The following is a 17,242-nucleotide window of genomic DNA, read 5'->3' on the forward strand; positions in this document are numbered from 1 at the left end:
GGACAGCCGGTTCAACAGTGTAGGGGCAACAATGAGGTGCATACCGGAGAACCGGAATTCGGCGAGGGGCAGTTGGCAGAAAAGGCCGTCTGGGACGCACTGAAGAAAAGCCTTCCTGATGACGTTGTCTTGGCCCATTCGGTGCAAATACGCGACGGCCGGAAAGAATACGAAATCGACGTCCTCGTCCTCTGGCCCGGAGTGGGCATGGCGGCCATCGAGGTCAAAGGCGGCCAGGTCACCATCGCCGACGGCCAGTGGTACCAATCGGACCGGAACAACAAGCGCAAGATACTGAGCCCGGTGGCGCAGTCGCAAAGCTCGCTGCATGCTCTCAAGAACTGGCTCGAGGACCAGCTCGGTTCGCGCCTAAGCAGCCGCTGCGCCTACATGGTCGGCCTGCCCTACACCAGTGTGCCGGGTGACTGGGCCATGGCCGGTTGCCCCCGCTCGCTCATCCTAGACCAGACCGATAGCCAGTCCCCCGCCGAGCTTGTCCGCCGGGCAATAGAAAACGAAGGTGGCGGGGCCTCCCCGCTGGCTCCGGTCTTCCTTGAGCGCATCGTCCGCAAGCTGAGCGGAAACCTGGACGCCGCCGTCGGGCCCTCCGGCAATCCCCAGGAGGATGAAGATGCCCAGGACCACCTCACGGAGCGTCAGGCCGTCCTGCTGCAAGCAACCCGTTCACTCCCCCGGATCCGGTTCACCGGCGGTGCCGGCAGCGGGAAGACCTGGCTGGCCGTGGAGAAGGCGCGCCTGCTCAGCAGGCAGGGCAAACGCGTCGGCCTCTTCTGCTACAACAAGGGGCTCGGGCAGTACCTGCAGGACCGTGTTTCCACCTGGCGCCAGGCCAAGCCCGTGTTCACCGGCGAGTTTCACGAATACGTGCGCGGGCTGGGGGTTCCGGACGGATCAGGGCAGGAGTACTTCGATGTGGAGATGCCCCGCTTGCTGAAGGAGCTGGCGGCAACCATGGAGCCGCATGAGCGGCTGGATGCCGTCGTCGTCGACGAAGCCCAGGACTTCGCCCCGCTGTGGTGGGACGCGCTGCTCGCCTGCACAAAGGACCCCGACGGCGGCCAAGTGTACGCCTTCATGGACGACCGCCAGGACGTCTATCGCCGGTGGGGCGGCGCGACGGCGGATCTCACCTCCGGCCCGATAGCCGCCTTGGTGCCCATCCACATTGATGAGAACCTCCGGAACACCCGAAAGATCGCCGAAACGTTCAGACCCTTTGCCGGCGAGCACTTCACTCCCCGCGGCAGCACAGGTTTGCCGGTACGGGTGGTCGATTGCCCCACGGACGAGGCACTAGGCCTCGCGGACGACTGTGTGGAGGCCCTCATCTCTGAAGGCTGGGCCAACAACCAGATTGCCCTCCTCACCACCAAGGAGCGGCACCCAGTCCATCTGGACTTCTTCGAGCGCGGCGCCACCGAGGACTACTGGCGCGAATTCCACGCCGGTGAAGCCGAATTCTACGGCCATGTTCTGGGCTTCAAGGGGCTGGAACGGTCGGTGGTGGTGCTGTGCGTCAACGGCTTCAAGGACATGGACCGGGCCGCCGAACAGCTCTACGTCGGGCTGTCCCGGGCAAGGAGCCTGCTGGTGGTCGTCGGCGACTCGGGCTTGCTTGAGGAGGCCGGCGGCCGGGAGCTGAAGGTGGCGTTGTCACGTGCGCAGGCGTGGAATCCACCGAACCTCGTTTTAGGGTGAAAGCCGGTCCTGACCGGGCGATAACGTCAGACCGGAGAGAGGCCGGGCCCTATTTGTCGGCGAGGCAGCTAACGCCAGTCCTAGCAGTTCAAACAAGCAGGAACGGTGGCCCGACGCCCATGGAGAACTATGCAACGTTCATTGACCAGTCGCTGCTCCGTGGCAGCAAACGCGTCACACCGTTCTTTGTCAGACCCTGCCCATATGATCTAGGAACTGTCGCTCCAACACGTCCCGGGGGATGATGTGAACGTTTTGTTTGGCCTGTACTTGGACCGCGCTCCATGGACCTATCGTGATTCCGCACTCGGCACGGTCCGGCTCGGTCCCTTGGGGTTGGCGCAGCTCCTGCAGACCCGCCTCGGACTCACCGGACCCGACGCGCGGCATTCCACTAGGATCAGGCAGTACATGGCTCGGCTCGCGGAGCAGGACAGCCCGGAGGCCTGGTTCCACGGTTCCTTCTCTGTCGATCCGTGGTCCACGGCCATCGACCTGTTGAACATGCGCGACGAACTTGTCGTCAACGGATGGTCGGGCCTCGCCCCTGAAGGGTCCACCCCCAAGCTGAAGGCCATCTCTGCCTTGGAACAGAGCAGACTCCCCCTCGACCGGGCGTTCGCCGACTTCCCGCTTGAGCTCATCCACGAGCTCGAGAGCGAAGCCACAGCCCACTGGCCGCTCGGAATCTCGCAGTTTGAGCTCCAGCACCCCCGTGGCTCGTTCCCCGCAATCTGGAACCGCCTCATCGGCGCGCTGGAGCGCCGCGGCGTGACGGTCCTGGAGCCGTCCGTCCCGACGGAGCCCGTGGGCGAAGTGACCGCTCTTGTCGCCAGGACCGAATGGGAAGCAGCGGAGCACACGGCCCGTTGGCTCGCGTCCGCCGGTACCACCGAAGGCGAACACTCGACGGATCGCTCCGCCGTCGTCGCCTCCACGAGCACCGCGCTGCTGGACCAGGAGCTGCAGCGCCGCCGACTGCCACGGATCGGTGTCAGCAGCCGTTCCCGGTGGCGGGCCATGGACCAGATCATTCCCCTCTTCTTCACCGTCATCTGGGGACCAGTGGACGTTCAACTGCTGGGCGAGTTCCTCAACCTCCCCGTCAGCCCCGTCCGGCGGGCAGCGGCCAGGCACCTGCTGCACGCGCTGTCCCAGCAGCCGGGGACCGGCGGTGACGAATGGCTCGCGGCGATCCAAAAGATCAGCGACGACGAGACCCTCGGCCCCCTCGTAGCGGCAGAGCTGGACCAGCTTCTTGGCACCGGGCTGTTGACCGACGACGGAACTGTCACCGGCACCGCCGTCGTCGAACGCGCACAGTGGCTGCGCACCCAGCTCAGCCGCCGCGTGCAGCTCTACCCGCAACTCGAATCCGTCCTCAGCCAGCTCAATGAATTCACGGCCCTGATCGACGGTCCGGAACCGGTAACCCGCAAAACCATCGCACGGATCCTAGAATCCGTCATTCCCGCCAGTGCCAGCCCCCTGGCCGGCGGCGAGGCGGCGCCGTGGGTCACCTTACGCAGCCTCGGTGAACTGTGCGACGACGTCGACACGCTCGTCTGGTGGGGGTGCCAGGATGACGGCCAGGCCCGGTCCCGTCACTGGGACGACGCCGAACGCCAGGCCCTGCTCGGCGCCGGCGTCGTCCTGCCTGATCCTGCTGCCCTGGCAGAGCTGGAACTCTCAGTGGCGGTGAACGCCGCACGGCACTGCCGGCGGCTGCTGCTGGTGCGCGCCGCGGAGATCAGCGGGGAGCCCACCAAGGCCCACCCGGTGCTGTCCTCACTGGCCTTCAGCACCCTCCCGACGCCCCTACCGGGAACCCCGGAGGAGAACAAGAAGGCGGTGGAACACGCCATTTCGGCCTTCAGCACCACCCCAGCCAAGGTGGTGCGCGACGGTGTCTGGCGCCTCGCGGGCCGAACCGCCGCGTTGACACCAGTGCAGCCCGCCCAGACTAGGCCGGTGCCGGCATCCCATGAGCTGGGTCCCCGGCCGGAGTTCATGCCGGACAAGCTCTCCTACTCGCAGCTCAGCACGTTGATTGGTTGCTCGATGAAGTGGGTTCTGGAGAAGAAGGGCCGGCTGAAGGTAGGCGACGCGCAGTCCGTGCCCACCGGGAACACCATGATCGGCACCCTGGTCCACCGAGTCGTCGAAGAACTCTTCGGCGACCTCTACGCCGCGAACCGCGCCGTACCCCAGCCGGCGGAAGTCCAGGCCAAACTGGACCAACTCGTGCCGCACTACGCCTCGGAGCTACTCCTGCCCGGCCACGGCAGCAAACTCGCCGGCCTCCGGCCCGTCATCGAGAACTCGGTCATCAAGCTTTTCCAGGCCCTGCAGACGCAAGGGGTCTACATCCGCGCCACTGAGCACGAGTTCAGCAAGCCGGCCCTGTTCAACGTCAACGGGACGCGGATCGAAGTCAAGGTCTCCGGCTACATCGATGTCCTGGCCGCGGATCAGCAAGCCGAACCCGTCGTGATCGACCTCAAGTGGACCAACCGTTCGAATTACCGCCGCGAAGAAATCACCCAGGGGGACGCCATGCAGCTTGCCCTCTACCACTGGGCCCTGGACGACGGTCCGGACCCCATGTCCACCGTCGCCGAAGACGCAGCGATGTCCTACTACATGCTCAAGCAGGGCGAGTTCGCCTCGACCAGCACCCTCTTCGGCCCGGCCCTGGCCAGCCCCGCATCCAGCCGGAGCACCTGGCGGCGTTCGGTCCGCGCCGCCGAATTCTCCATCTCGGAAGTGGTCGGCGGCCGCGTCCTGGCGGCCGGACGTCAGGAACTGGGCTCGTCTGCCGAGCAACGGGACACGGCAACGGCAGACGACCGGCTTTACCAGAAGCCGCCCTGCAACTTCTGCGACTTCTCCGCACTCTGCGGCCTCAAGGGGGACCTGTCATGAACCACGCCCTGAACAACGTCAGTATGATCACGGCCAGCGCCGGCACCGGCAAGACCCACAGCCTGATGGGCGAGATTGCCCGGGCCATCAACAACGGGACGAAGCCCAGCCAGATCCTGGCCACCACCTTCACTAAGAAGGCCGCCGCCGAACTGATCGACCGGGTCCAAGCCGAACTCTTCGGCCAGGAACGCCCCGACGCCGCACGCCAAATGTCCGTCAGCATGGTGGGCACCGTCAACAGCGTCTGCGGCCGGCTGCTCCGGGAATACGCGGTCGACGCCAGGCTGTCGCCGGCCCTGCAGATTATCGCCGAAGATGAACAGTTCCGGATCTTCCAGCTCGCCACGGACGCCGTGTTCGCAGAGTTCACTCCGCGGATCCAGCCTCTCGCCCGCCGGCTGGGACACGACGGCGAAGCCGACATCCGGGGCACCGGCCCTGACTGGCGCAAGGTCGTCCGGGACATCACGGATGCCGCCCGCAGCAACAGGATTGCCCCCTCGGCGCTGACGCACTCCGCCGCGGCGTCATGGCAGGGACTACAGCAGGTCTTGGGTCCGGCCGGTCTCGACGACCGCGCAACTTGGTCCAACCAGCTCCTCCAGGGGCTCATGAGCCTTCGCGGGCTGGCTGCGGAGATCGCCGAATCCGGCAAGACTCCACTAAAGAACCTCCTGGCCTCGATCGCCCTGCTGGAGCCGGTCCTGACCCATGCCTCGCCAGAGGATGCTCCTTGGCGTTTCTGGATCGAGGCGGCCGGCGTCCCGAACGCACACGCCAAACGGCACCTGGAGAGCTACACTTCTGCGGTCGACGTCGATCTGGCCTCCAACCCGGCCTTCCAGACCGAGCTGCGGGAGTTCACCGAATTGGTGTTTGCGTGCGCCGCTGCCTGCCTGGACCGGTTCGCGGACTTCAAGCGGCAGTACGGACTCATCGACTTTGTCGACCAGGAAACGCTGGTGCTAGACCTGCTGGAGAACAACCAAGGGTTCCGCGACTCCATCACCGGACGCATCAAGTTCATGGTGGTGGATGAGTTCCAGGACACAAGCCCGCTGCAGCTCCAGCTGTTCACCAAGTTCGCCGAGCTGGTGCACAAGGTGGTCTGGGTAGGCGACTCGAAGCAGGCAATTTACGAATTCCGGGGCACTGATCCGGAGCTGATGAAGGCCGTGGCCGCCCGGGTTGAGAGCAAGACCCAGCTTCATGATTCCTGGCGGTCCAAGGAAGCCGTCATCGACCTCTCCAACGCGATCAGCCTCGCCATGTTCCCGGAGCTCGGCGAGGACGAAGTCCGTCTGACGGTCCCCGAAGCCCGCCGCGATGAGTCCCATCCCAAGAACGCCCTGGGCGGCGCCCGGGAGGCGTGGACCCTAGCAGCGAAAACCGTACCGGAGCAGCGGCGGGCCGTCGCCGCCGGCGTCGTGGATCTCATCCAGCGCCGGGGATTCAAGGGGTCCGACGTCGCGGTCCTCGCCCGGACGAATGTAGACGTGGCTGCCATCGCCGGAGAACTGGCGGCGCTAGGTGTTAAGGCAACCACCAACACCTCCTCGTTGTTCGCCGCACGAGAAATCCAGCTGGTCCGCGCCGGGATGGCCTTCGTCGCGTCCGACGACGACACCGTGGCCCTGGCTGAGCTGGCACACCTGCATCCTGACCATCCCCAGTTCGGCCGGTGGGTCCCGGCCCTGTTCGACGCCGAGGAGCCGACAGCAGAGCTCCAGCGCTGGGCAAGCGACCCGCTGGTGTCCGGCTTGGTTGAGCTCCGCCACTTGGCCAAGCTGTGCACGCCGACCGAGATGCTGGAAGAGGTCACAGCGCGCCTCGGGCTGGCCCGCCTCATCAAGACGTGGAGCAACCCGGGAACCCGGCTCAAGAATCTGGACGCGCTGCGCTCGCTGCTGGAGCAGTACTACGAATCGTGTGCCGCACTCAGCAAGCCCGTGACGCTGAGCGGCTCGCTCAATTTCCTCGCAGACGCCGACAGCACCGGCAGCGAGAACTTCGGCGACGACGTCGTGAACGTACTGACCTACCACAAGGCCAAGGGGCTGGAGTGGCCGGCCGTCGTGCTGGCGAGCCTCGACACCGATATCACCGCGAAGCTGTGGGACGTGGCTGTCGAGGGAGTCGATGAGATCGACGTCAGCAACCCTCTCGCAGGACGTTGGATTCGATTCTGGCCGTGGCCCTTCGGTAAAAAGGGGTTCAAGCCGCTGTCCGGAGTGGCCGACTCCTCGGCTGTCGCGCAGCGGGTCCTGGCACGGCGCCAGGCCGACTCGGCGCGGGTGCTGTACGTGGGCCTCACGCGCTCCGTCAGCGTGACCTGCCTGGCGGCCGCCAAAGCCGCGCCGGCTTCGCTGAACTCGCTCGGAACAGGCCCGATTGTGGAGTGGACTGAGGGAGCCGGGAACCAAGGAACCTTGACCGTCCAAGGGCGCTACGGCGAGCACACTCTCACCGTGGAGGCGTTCAGCTACGAGCCCGCGGATGGACCAGCCGATCCCGGTGACGACGCCACGGTCGAGCACGAGGACGGCGTCGCCGTCGACGCGCCGGCTTCGTATAAACCTGCCAGGGTAACCGCCAGTTCCCTGGCGAGCTTCGGCTTCGCAGCCGACGTCACCGAGGCGGCCGCCCTTGGGCCGCAGCTGATCCCCCACGGCGCCTCCAACTGGGATCACGTGGGCTCCGCCATTCACGGATACTTTGCTCTGCCTCTCGGCGACATGGATGCCTCCGTACGACTCAGCGCCGCGCAGCGGCTCCTGGACCGCTGGGGCGCGTCCGCCGCCGTCGAGCCGGGTGTCGTGGTGGAGGCCGGTGAACGGATGCTCGCCTTCCTGCACCAGCACTACCCGGGCGCGAAGCTCACAACCGAGCAGTCGGTTGCCTGGCGGAATGCTGACAACCAGCTCATGGAGGGGTGGATCGACCTCCTGCTGGAGACGACAGCCGGCTATGTCCTCGTGGACCACAAGTCCTACCCCGGCAAGGATCCTGTCGGTCACATCAAGGACAACTACATCGGCCAGATGCGGGGGTATGCCGAAGCGATTGAGTCCATCACGGGGCGGCCCGTTGTCGAAACCCTGATCCACATGCCGGCACTTGGGAAGGTGTTCCGGATCAGCTAGGGCTCACCACCAGCGGTGACGGCACTCCGGGTTCTGGCAGGCCCATTTGGGTATGCCCATCTCCGTCTTACCGGTGGCTGGGTACTCGCGGATTTCCATGTCGATGCAACATCCGGCGAACTCGGTGTTCTCTGGCATTGCTTCGCGCGCCGACGGCATGATCATTCCATAGGCAATCCGCCAGGCCTCGCTGCCACACACCGGGCACTCCCGCGAGACGGCGCGCTTCCTCTTCGGTTCCGGGCTTGGGGCCGTTTCGTCGGGAGTCATGGGAGCACTGTAGGCCCGCGCCCTGACAAAGAGCGCATCTAGATTTTTTGTAAGTTACCTCGGGTGCCCTTCAAGGGTGGCTTTGACCGTTCGTTGGGAGGGTCATGGGGTCGTCTAGAGCTACCGTCAGCTCCTCCGCGAGCACTTCATGAGGCTAAGCGGCGACGCTGCGGGCATCTACCCTGCGAACTCAAAGTCGAGGGTAACTTCGGGAGCGACGCCGGCAATTATTCCCCGGTAGAACACCTTGGCTTGATCTTTCAAGGCTTCTTCATTTTGGGAGATGTACATTTGCCTGTTCTCATCGCTGAGAATTTTGTTGACCATCCGCGTTTGGGCGGCCGGCTCAGACAGCCAACTGAGAGGGTTGCCGCGCTCAAGGGGGTCTTCGAAGTGGGGATTGTCGAAGCCTATGCCGGTGAACTTTGGCACGGTCACACGAAACGACTTCGGACCTGTGGATTCGATCTTTACCCGTGACCCGTCGACGCCTAATTTCGCGTTAAACTTGTACTGGAGCAGAGTGGTTTTCTCAGTCGCCGGGATGGCAACGCCGAAAATTTCGCTATTGCTTTCGTACCTGTCGATGCCCTCGATGTGAAGGCTGAGCAAGGCAACCTCTTGCACGCGCGTGACGGCCTGAACCACTTGGGAATCACGTTCGCTGGAGCTGCTGCTGAACAGGGACTTGAGGGCGAGGGCGTTAAGTCCACCGGATGCGAATGCGGCGACCGTTCCCCCGCCCAGCAGCACCAAAAGCAGCAAGGCCGGCCAAAGCAACACCCGTGCTTTGAAAAACTTCATGACGATTCAATCTCCAGCTTCGTTCGACATCGAGACCCTCGAAATTACGCGGGGTTGTCTAGCCGCACCAGACAACCGTGACAAGTCCCCTCGAACCATATATGGATGCGAAGGGCGGTCGACTACGACGCGCCATTCCGGTCCCGGATCTCGCGGCATGGAGCATCGCCCGACGAGCCAGCTGGTTCCCAACGTGTCTACGAGGCTTGCCCCAATAGGTAATGCTGGACTGCTCGCTTCGCGGACGCCCAACTCCACCGCGCTCGGCAGACCCAACCTCAGGCTTACTCCTTGACCGCTTCGTCGACTCCTGCATCCGGCCCGTCCGTCGCGTGTTCGCCGCGCTTTCTCCGCTTGAAGAGTCCCGCCACGTTCCCACCGATGTTGCCTGCCGTTCCTGCGATGGCACCGCCGACACCCTTGACTGCTGTGAGCGCCTGGGGCTCGTCCGGAATTCCGTCGCCGTCGATGTCTACGCTCCGGAACACCCGTGACACGGTGTCGGCCGCGGTTGCCACCCCTGCACCGACTGCCGCAGCGCCCGTCGCGACGCCGCCTCCCACCGTGGTGGCAGTACCCGCAATCCAATTCCCCGTCAGCTTCGCGGCGTCCTCCATGGCTGCGAGAGCTCGGTTCTGGTCGGCATCGCCATCCTCTGCCTCGGGCCCGGCAGGAATGACGAGGTGCTCGGGGAACACCTCCGGAGCTTCGGCGAACGCGGCCCGGGCCGCGTTCACGACGTCGCGGCCGAACACGAAGCGCGTGACGCCTCCCGTTATGGCTCCGACGCCATATTCGATCGTGGCCTGCTGCTTTCCGCTCAAATTTTGGCGGACGGTGTCTAGCTCACCGGTCTCAATGGTACGAACCAGACTCTGCGCGGCGCCGCCAGGAAGGCTATCGGCGAGCGTATTCGCCCAATGCGACCAATCCGCGCGACCTGCCGCAGCAGTGTTGCCACCTACGACGACACCTTCGACCGCCGAGCTCGATAGGTCTGTGGCCATCGTCGCGATCTGTTTCTGGCTAACGCGTTCATTTGAAAGTCCGTAGACGAGGGCAAGAGCTTGATCTTTGTCGAGATCCATCCCGTGGATATCGGCAATAGCGAGCGCGAAAACCGCCGTTATTTCGAATTGCAGTTGCTCATCGCCGGCTGGAAGTAGCGCCGCAGCCCTTTGTGCACCGTTCTTCGCAGTACTCATCGCCATGTTTTTTGCGGCCTGTTTCGCAGCGCTCTTGGCGGCATTTTGGACTGTCTTCTTGGCGGCCTGTTGACCTGCACTTTTCATACCGGCCGCCGCTGCCCCTACTCCAGGGATCATTGCGATCCCAATGTCAGCGGCGATCGCACCGGCACTGATAAGGGCGCCAGCGGTGGTGATCGACGTCGCGTAGTGACGCTCCAACATCTGGATAACCTCGGCCGGCGTCGCCTCCGGGTGCCGCCGACGGAGCCTCATGACGTACTTACGAGCAATGGTGTGACGAGCACTCACCGCCTTTGCGATATCACGCGTGGCGTCCTCTCCGACGAGCTCCGCCTCCAACGTGATGCTTTCGATATCGGTCATCGCTTACTCCTCTGTGATTGCACCTCTCCAGGAGGTGTGAATGCGGCTGATAGGTGAGAAACCGCCGGTGACACCTGAATCTCTGGTGATTGTATTCATGGATCCTGGCTTGGCAGGACGCGGCGCGTTCAAACTCCTCGACCAAGTGTCTCCCACCGGCGTGCAGTAGGGCTCTAGTAGAGCTCAAGTGGCCGCCCACTCGTGGCGTTGCTCGGCCCGCCCGGGACGAGTGACCCCAATGAGGCCTCATTGGAGCACAGTCAAGGAAGTTCTGTCCCCCGCGAAAACAGTACTACCGCACCTTCGGGTCGTTCTTGATATCACGGGCTTTGGCACCCGGCCGCACCTACAACCGCCGTTGCCGGAACATCGGGAACGACTCCCGCACCCGGTCCACGGTCTCCAGCGACACCTCCACCACCCGCACCCCGGCCTCCAGCCCAAGGTCAGCTTCAACAACACCCATCGGATCCACCAGCACACTATGCCCCACCGAGACCGGCGGCGCCTGGCACACCCCCGCCAGATACACGCTGTTCTCGATCGCCCGCGCCGCGTTCAGCGCCAGCCACTGCTCTGTCTTATGCTCGCCCGGCACCCAGGACGAGCACACCAGCAGGACCTGCGCGCCGGCGTCGGCCAGTGACCTGGCCAGCTCGGGGAACCGCAGGTCGTAGCAGGTCATCAGCCCGAACCGCACTCCCCCATGCTCGAACACCACCGGGTCGGTGGACGGGCCGGGCTTGATGAACGTGGACTCCCCGAAGCCCTGCGCGTCGAACAGGTGGATCTTCCGGTAGAAAGCCAGCCGGCCGCCGTCGGGGCCGTAAGCCACCAGCGTGTTGTACGCCCGGCCCAGTTCGTCCGAGGTTTCCACCACGCCCGCCACCAGCGCGATGCGGTGGCGGCGGGCAATGGCCGCGAGCTCCCGGCTGACGGGGCCGTCCAGCGGTTCGGCGACCGCGGGGAATGTCGCGTCCACTTTCTTCTTTTCGTAGGTGGCGTACTCCGGGAAGGCGACCAGCACGGCGCCGTCGCTCGCTGCCTCGGCGGCGAACCTGTCGATGGCGGCGAGGTTGGCGTGGATGTCGGCGCCCGACTCCAGCTGCCCCAGCGCTATCCTCACAACCTGTCCTCCCTCGGCTCACCGGCCGCACTACAAACTGAACAAGCGTCAGGCGGCTGCCTCGACCGTCGCCTTCTCCGTGGCCGTCATCTCGGGCGGTGAGGCCTTGAAGCCGCGGGTGATCAGGGCCAGGACCACCACGCCCAGCACCAGCCAGGACACCCCCAGCGTAATGGCATTGCTGTCCAGCCGGGAGAGCAGGTAGGCACAGACGATGGCGCCGATCACCGGGACCACCACGTAGGACACCGGGTTCAGCTGCTGCCCGGCCCGGTGCTGGCGCACATAGTGGAACACCACCGAGGCGTTCACCAGCGTGAAGGCGGTGAAGGCACCAAAGTTGATGAACGACGTCGACGTCGCCACGTCCAGGAAGACCGCGATCAGGCCCACGATGCCGGTGACCACCAGGTTCGCCACCGGGGTGTGGAACTTCTCGCTGAGCTTGCCGAAGACGGCCTTGGGCAGGACGGAGTCGCGGCCCATCGCGTACAGCAGGCGGGAGGCGCTGGCCTGCGCGGCGAGGCCGGAGGCGAACTGCGCCACCACCAAGCCGGCCAGGAACACGGCGCCGAAAAGCTGCCCGCCGATCTGCAGGGCGATGGAGCTGGCCGCGGAGGCCGAGTCCTCGAACACGCCGCCGGGGTGGACCAGCTGGGTCACGTAGGACACCGCCACGAAGATGCCGCCGCCGATGAGCGCCACCAGCATGATGGCGCGCGGCACGGTCCGGCGCGGGTTGATGGTTTCCTCGGTGAGGGTGGTGACGGCGTCGAACCCCAGGAACGAGTACGCGGCGATGGCCGCGCCGGCGGAGATGGTGGCGAAGCTGGCGGTGCTATTGAAGAACGGCTGCCCGCTTGCCAGTCCCCCGGCGCCGTTGGCGGACACCACGCTGCCGATGGCCAGCGCCACAAAGAACACGAGGACCAGCAGCTGGAACGCCATCAACACGTAGTTGGCCTTGTCCGCCACCTTGATGCCCAGGATGTTCAGCAGCGTGGTGATGACGATGAAGCCCACGATCCAGACGCCGATGGGGACGCCGGGGAACTGGGCGCTCAGGTAGGACCCGCCGATGAGCCAGATGACCATGGGCAAGAAGAGGTAGTCGAGCAGGACGGCCCAGCCCACCAGGAACCCCACCCGGGAATCGATGGAGCGGCGGACGTAGGTGTAGGCGGAGCCGGCCACGGGAAAGGCGACGGCCATCCGGCCGTAGCTGTGCGCGGTGAACAGCATGGCCACGAGCGCCACGAGGTACGCGGCGGGCGCAGCGCCGCCGGTGGTTTCGGCGATGATGCCGAAGATCCCCAGGACGATGATGGGGGTCAGGTACGCCAGCCCGAACAGGACCAGCGAGGGCAGCTTCAGCGTGCGGGTGAGGGTTGTTGTCACGGTGTTTCCTTACGGCTTGTAGGACGGCGGTGTCCAGGTGGCCGGGTTGATCCGGCCTTGGTAGACGGAAAGTTCGACGGCGGGCTCCCCCTCGCGGAACTGCGACCAGGGTCGGTTGAGGTTCTCCGTGCCGTGCGTGCGGACGCGGTCGACGGCGGCGAGGTCCAGTTCCGCGGTGAGCAGCTGCGGTTGATCGTCCGGGGCCTCGGCGAGGGTGGTGCCCTCCGGGTCCACGATGATGCTTTGGCCTCTGCCGGTGGGGCCGGCACAGTTGACGCTGACCATAAAGACCTGGTTCACGATGGCGTTGGCCTTGGCCAGGATCAGTTCCTGCTTCCGGTCCGGGGTGGTGGTTTTGACGACGTTGAGGATCACCTCGGCGCCCATCCAGGCGAGCTGGCGGGACACCTCCGGGTACCAGGCGTCGTAGCAGATGTTCAGGCCCACCCTGCCGATGCCGGGCAGGTCCACTGTGGTGAACCGGTCGCCGGGATCGTAGGGCTCGAACGGGCGCCAGGGGAAGATCTTGCGGTAGTAGCCGGCCAGCTCCCCTTCCGGGGACAGGACCAGCTGGGTGTTGAAGAGCTGGCCTTCCGGGCCGCGTTCGCAGACGCTGCCGGGGACCAGCCAGATGCTGAGGTCTTTCGCTAGCTGTTTGAGCTCTTTGACCCGTGGCCCGTCCAGGGGCTCGGCGGATTCTTGAAGGATTTCCGTGCGCTGCAGGTCCGGGTTTTCGTCGCCGAAGAGGTGCAGCTCGGGAAAGACCACCAGCTTGCTGTGCGGCTGGGCTTCGAGGGCTGCTTTGACCTCGTCCGCGAAGGCCGAGACGGGCTCGCCGATGAGCCGCGGCCGGGCCTGGGCAGCGATGAGGGGAAGGATGCGTTGCATGGGTTTGTCTCCGCGTTGGGGTGTGATCCGGGTTATATTAGATCAGAATGATCCAATAAAGGGAAGAGGGCTGGTGTGGGCCGTAAAGTAGCGGATATGACCCGTCAGCTGGAGGACACCGCCGAGCACTCGCGCCTCGGCGCCGGCAGGATGCCCGGGATGGAGCGCCGCAGTGCCATGGATGCCGTGCGGATGCGGATCGGGATGGCGATTTCACTGGGGCTGCTGAAGCCGGGCGAGCGGCTGCCGGACCAGGAGGACGTGGCCTTGGGTCTCTCGGTCAGCCCGATCACGGCTCGCCGTGCTTTGGCGAGCCTTGCCGAGCAAGGCGTTGTGGTGCGCAGGCGCGGCCGGGCCGGCGGAACGTTTGTGGCGGATTCGCCTCCTACCGAGGTGTTGGCGTCACTTTCCGCATCGCCTGCGGAGTCCCAGGCGGTGAACCGACTGGTGGACCGGCGGCTGCTGTTCGAATGCGCGGTAACACACTATGCGGCGGTCAATGCCACTGACGAGCAGTTGGACGAACTGGAGCGGCTGACCCGCGAAATGGCTGATGCAACCGACTGGTCCTATTACCACCGGATGGACGAGCAGTTCCATCAACTGGTGGGTACTGCGTCATGCCTGGATTCCGCCGTCGAGGTTTATCACGAGACGCTCGCCGAGCTGTACGACTACTTCATCCCCTACCCGATCGAGAAGCTGCACAAGTCCAACCAGGACCACATCACACTGGTGGCTGCCCTCCGCGCCGGCGAGGTTGAGGAAGCCGTAGAGGTTTCCCGGAAGCACGTGGACATCCTGCACCGGACAATGTTTATGGGGCTGGCGCGAGGTAAAGATTAAGCCTTCTTCTGTAAAGGAGACCCGAGCCCAGCCTGCCGAGTTCGAGGATTACCATGAGGCATGGATTCTGCCCTTCTTGCAGTCGTTGTCACGGCCTCTTTCGCTCTCGCCGCTTCGGTTGTGGCGTCACTAATTGCCGCGACAGCGAGCCTGAGAACGCAACGAGGCCAAGCAAAAAACAACGAAGCGCTTATACGCCTGAAGGACCGCCTTGATGCGGAGAAGGCACATCACGAGCGGCATCTGAGTGCGAGGGCTGAGCTAGATAACCTTCGGGAGCCGCTCCTGCTCGCTGCGAATGATTTGCAGCGCCGAATCTACAATATTCGCAACCAAAACTTCTTTGCTTACCTCAACAGTGAAGACGACCACCGACGTGATGTGGCCCTTCTTGGAACACTCCATAGGTTCGCTAGGTACTGGGCACTTCAAGAACTCCTTTACAGCCGTACCAACTTGTTACTCTTTCAATCCGACCCGGATACCCGCGAGGTTGCGGCAGATGTCGCGCGCTTGGCACGTACTTTTGCTTCTGACCGCTCTGCCGGACTCGACCTTATTTTTTGGCGAGAAGAGCAGCGGGCCGTCGCCGAGCTTATGGTCGATTTAGGCAGCACCGAGCCCATACCAACTGTCACTGGATTCGCCACGTTCCGGAAGCGGTATCGCGAAGACCTTCGGAGCGAGACCCCTGAAGACCTTGCCCTCTGGTTGGGGCGCTTTGCTCAGGACCTCCAAGTGCCGGCTGTCGCTCAAAACCATCGACTAAAAGAGCTGGAAGAGAATCTTGACGTTTTGGTCAAAACACTGGAAAAGGGCAGGGCCGCTGACCAGCCTCTCAAGGCCACGGGCCGAGCGTAACCTCTGTTCGGCGCGTTGCGAACACGGTGGTCCATGTCCGGCCCAGACCTCCGAAATTCTGGCCATACGGCCAGACCAGGGGAAGTGTTTATTCGCCGCCACGATCGAGAATCGGGTAATTGGTTCGTGCGGACCGTTTCCCCCGCGAAGGGCTTAACGTAACAGGATGACCCAGTTATGGTAAGCAGCATGGCACGAGGAGACACCGAACTGGCCTTCAAGGCAGCAGCCGCAGCTGATGGCATCGAGCTCACGCAGAGTTACTCGTTTACGTGGATGACTGAGCAGGGACACTTCGGCCTCCCACCAGAGGCGGCCGACGCAGTTAGGTCCCTCCACGATATCTTTCTGGCGCTTGAGGGCGACGCTGCCCCGTATGCCGCTGGGCGTTCTAATGTGTTGCGAGGCGACCTACTCCACAAGCCGACCGGCACCATCATTGAAGTTGATGAACTTCAACACTTCTCAAGCTGGCGGCTAATCACCTTAGACGCTTACCCTCCGGATGCAGCCCTCGGATTCGACCGCGACGAATACATTGACCTATGCCGTCGCAACGCCGTCCGAGCCGACAAGTATCGGGCCTCCAAGCTCGCCAAGGGGTTCCCCAACCCGGGTTCAAGGACGAGGCAGCGCGCCTACTACGACTCGCTGCGTGATTTGGCCGCCTCGGCGATGGGCTTGCCACCTGTCATTCGAGTGCCGGCGATCGACGACGATGGAGCAGAGGCATATCCAAGGCATCGGGACAGGATCGCTCGAGCTCTCTCCATCTGAGGCCGTTATGCTACGTTCCCGGTCCCTAGGACGGAAAGACCTTGCCGGAAGGCTCGTTCCCCACGAATCGCTCGCTTCCGAACCTTTCATTCAAGGGATCGCATCCCCGACCGCCAGTGGCAAACAGCTCTCAGGTCTGTCCAGGGCATCTACCTCATCGCACTGAGAGTTCCTAGTAACATCATTCTGTAAATTGACTTGACATGTTTAGTCATCTCAAAGAGGGTGGTCCCCTGACGGCATGCGACAGCATGCCGTCTTCTATTGGGGGGAATTTTGAATAGCAGATTAGTTCTGGGCTTTGATGCCGGGTGCATGGCTTGCAGCCGAATCGCCGAAGGTGTCGCGGATGCAAGCCACGGAAAGCTTGAGGTTATGAACCTCTCGGCACCCGAGATGGTCGCCTGGCGAGTGGAAGCTTACGGGCACGATGCCCCATGGACTCCAACACTCGTTGAAATAAATAAGGGATCCACGTTTGTGAGGACGGGCGCGAGAATGGAATTCGCGCTGGCATCCAGGTTGGGTCTGCGTGGCGGCTGGCAACTTTTACGGCAACTTGGCCGGCTAAAGCAGGAAGGGGCAACGAATACAAAGAGGTCCCGAGCTGGCGCTCTTTCGTGAAAAGTGCCGTGGGTGCGGTACTGGGAATTTCAATCTTGAGCGGCAGCGGCACATCAGCTGTCGCCAGCCCACAGAAAAACCTTCGAAACCAGCACTGGTTTGACCAGCTGACGGGGAAATCGAAAGTGAACCTCACTGCATCCCAAGCACTGTCGGCATGGCGTGAGTCTTCCCGTTCTGAGCACATGAAAAAGCTAATGGCACTGAAACCTATGCAGTAATCTGCGCGAATGATGACAAGCCCACAGCTTCGCGGAATTGAGGCATCGGAAGAAGTCATTGGC

The 17,242-nt window shown here is 63.7% G+C and carries 12 protein-coding genes; 6 read left to right on the forward strand and 6 right to left on the reverse strand.

The annotated features are described in order from the left end of the window. Positions 1-36 precede the first annotated feature (36 nt). The 3 genes from IEX33_RS12510 (at position 37) to IEX33_RS12520 (ending at position 7,790) form a co-directional block, all read left to right on the forward strand. Entirely contained in the window at positions 37-1,719 is a 1,683-nt protein-coding gene (locus IEX33_RS12510) for a nuclease-related domain-containing DEAD/DEAH box helicase (protein WP_188730611.1), read from the forward strand. A gap of 411 nt (positions 1,720-2,130) precedes the next feature. Next, positions 2,131-4,644, forward strand: coding sequence for a PD-(D/E)XK nuclease family protein (locus IEX33_RS12515; protein ID WP_188730613.1), 2,514 nt, complete (start codon positions 2,131-2,133; stop codon positions 4,642-4,644). Beyond that, on the forward strand, positions 4,641-7,790 hold the full coding sequence (locus tag IEX33_RS12520; protein WP_188730615.1) for a UvrD-helicase domain-containing protein: 3,150 nt from the start codon (positions 4,641-4,643) through the stop codon (positions 7,788-7,790). Before IEX33_RS12515 ends, IEX33_RS12520 begins: the two co-directional genes overlap by 4 nt. Before the next feature lie 3 nt (positions 7,791-7,793). Here the strand turns inward: IEX33_RS12520 and IEX33_RS12525 are convergent, their stop codons facing one another. From IEX33_RS12525 to IEX33_RS12550, 6 genes are all read right to left on the reverse strand, one after another. Continuing rightward, on the reverse strand, positions 7,794-8,060 hold the full coding sequence (locus IEX33_RS12525; protein WP_188730617.1) for a hypothetical protein: 267 nt from the start codon (positions 8,058-8,060) through the stop codon (positions 7,794-7,796). Between the two features lie 177 nt (positions 8,061-8,237). Beyond that, a complete protein-coding gene (locus IEX33_RS12530; protein ID WP_188730619.1) occupies positions 8,238-8,864 on the reverse strand; it encodes a hypothetical protein in 627 nt (208 codons plus the stop codon). 284 nt (positions 8,865-9,148) lie between these two features. Then, positions 9,149-10,438, reverse strand: coding sequence for a hypothetical protein (locus tag IEX33_RS12535; protein ID WP_188730621.1), 1,290 nt, complete (start codon positions 10,436-10,438; stop codon positions 9,149-9,151). Between the two features lie 346 nt (positions 10,439-10,784). Beyond that, positions 10,785-11,564: a carbon-nitrogen hydrolase family protein gene (locus tag IEX33_RS12540; RefSeq protein ID WP_188730623.1), complete on the reverse strand. Its 780-nt coding sequence runs from the start codon at positions 11,562-11,564 to the stop codon at positions 10,785-10,787. Between the two features lie 48 nt (positions 11,565-11,612). Continuing rightward, complete coding sequence (locus IEX33_RS12545; RefSeq protein ID WP_188730625.1) at positions 11,613-12,962, reverse strand: APC family permease; 1,350 nt, start codon at positions 12,960-12,962, stop codon at positions 11,613-11,615. A gap of 9 nt (positions 12,963-12,971) precedes the next feature. Then, on the reverse strand, positions 12,972-13,850 hold the full coding sequence (locus IEX33_RS12550; RefSeq protein ID WP_188730627.1) for a carbon-nitrogen hydrolase family protein: 879 nt from the start codon (positions 13,848-13,850) through the stop codon (positions 12,972-12,974). Positions 13,851-13,946: 96 nt separating this feature from the next. Here IEX33_RS12550 and IEX33_RS12555 point away from each other — a divergent pair, with 96 nt between their 5' ends. From IEX33_RS12555 to IEX33_RS12565, 3 genes are all read left to right on the forward strand, one after another. Next, on the forward strand, positions 13,947-14,696 hold the full coding sequence (locus IEX33_RS12555; protein ID WP_188730629.1) for a FadR/GntR family transcriptional regulator: 750 nt from the start codon (positions 13,947-13,949) through the stop codon (positions 14,694-14,696). A gap of 60 nt (positions 14,697-14,756) precedes the next feature. Next, positions 14,757-15,557, forward strand: a complete 801-nt coding sequence (locus tag IEX33_RS12560) for a hypothetical protein (RefSeq protein ID WP_188730631.1) — start codon at positions 14,757-14,759, stop codon at positions 15,555-15,557. A gap of 189 nt (positions 15,558-15,746) precedes the next feature. After that, positions 15,747-16,334 (forward strand): DUF7255 family protein, encoded by a 588-nt coding sequence (locus IEX33_RS12565; RefSeq protein ID WP_188730633.1) that lies wholly within the window; start codon positions 15,747-15,749, stop codon positions 16,332-16,334. The last annotated feature ends 908 nt before the right edge of the window (positions 16,335-17,242 follow it).

The organism is Pseudarthrobacter scleromae, assembly GCF_014644515.1.
In the GTDB taxonomy this organism is placed as follows: Bacteria; Actinomycetota; Actinomycetes; order Actinomycetales; family Micrococcaceae; genus Arthrobacter; species Arthrobacter scleromae.

What these genes read in the sequence shown, in the direction of transcription:
- IEX33_RS12515 (WP_188730613.1), top strand. Translation starts at nt 2,131, where the DNA reads ATGGCTCGGCTCGCGGAGCAGGACAGCCCGGAGGCCTGGTTCCACGGT.
- IEX33_RS12520 (WP_188730615.1), top strand. Translation starts at nt 4,641, where the DNA reads ATGAACCACGCCCTGAACAACGTCAGTATGATCACGGCCAGCGCCGGC.
- IEX33_RS12525 (WP_188730617.1), bottom strand. Translation starts at nt 8,060, where the DNA reads ATGACTCCCGACGAAACGGCCCCAAGCCCGGAACCGAAGAGGAAGCGC.
- IEX33_RS12530 (WP_188730619.1), bottom strand. Translation starts at nt 8,864, where the DNA reads ATGAAGTTTTTCAAAGCACGGGTGTTGCTTTGGCCGGCCTTGCTGCTT.
- IEX33_RS12535 (WP_188730621.1), bottom strand. Translation starts at nt 10,438, where the DNA reads ATGACCGATATCGAAAGCATCACGTTGGAGGCGGAGCTCGTCGGAGAG.
- IEX33_RS12550 (WP_188730627.1), bottom strand. Translation starts at nt 13,850, where the DNA reads ATGCAACGCATCCTTCCCCTCATCGCTGCCCAGGCCCGGCCGCGGCTC.
- IEX33_RS12555 (WP_188730629.1), top strand. Translation starts at nt 13,947, where the DNA reads ATGACCCGTCAGCTGGAGGACACCGCCGAGCACTCGCGCCTCGGCGCC.
- IEX33_RS12560 (WP_188730631.1), top strand. Translation starts at nt 14,757, where the DNA reads ATGGATTCTGCCCTTCTTGCAGTCGTTGTCACGGCCTCTTTCGCTCTC.
- IEX33_RS12565 (WP_188730633.1), top strand. Translation starts at nt 15,747, where the DNA reads ATGGCACGAGGAGACACCGAACTGGCCTTCAAGGCAGCAGCCGCAGCT.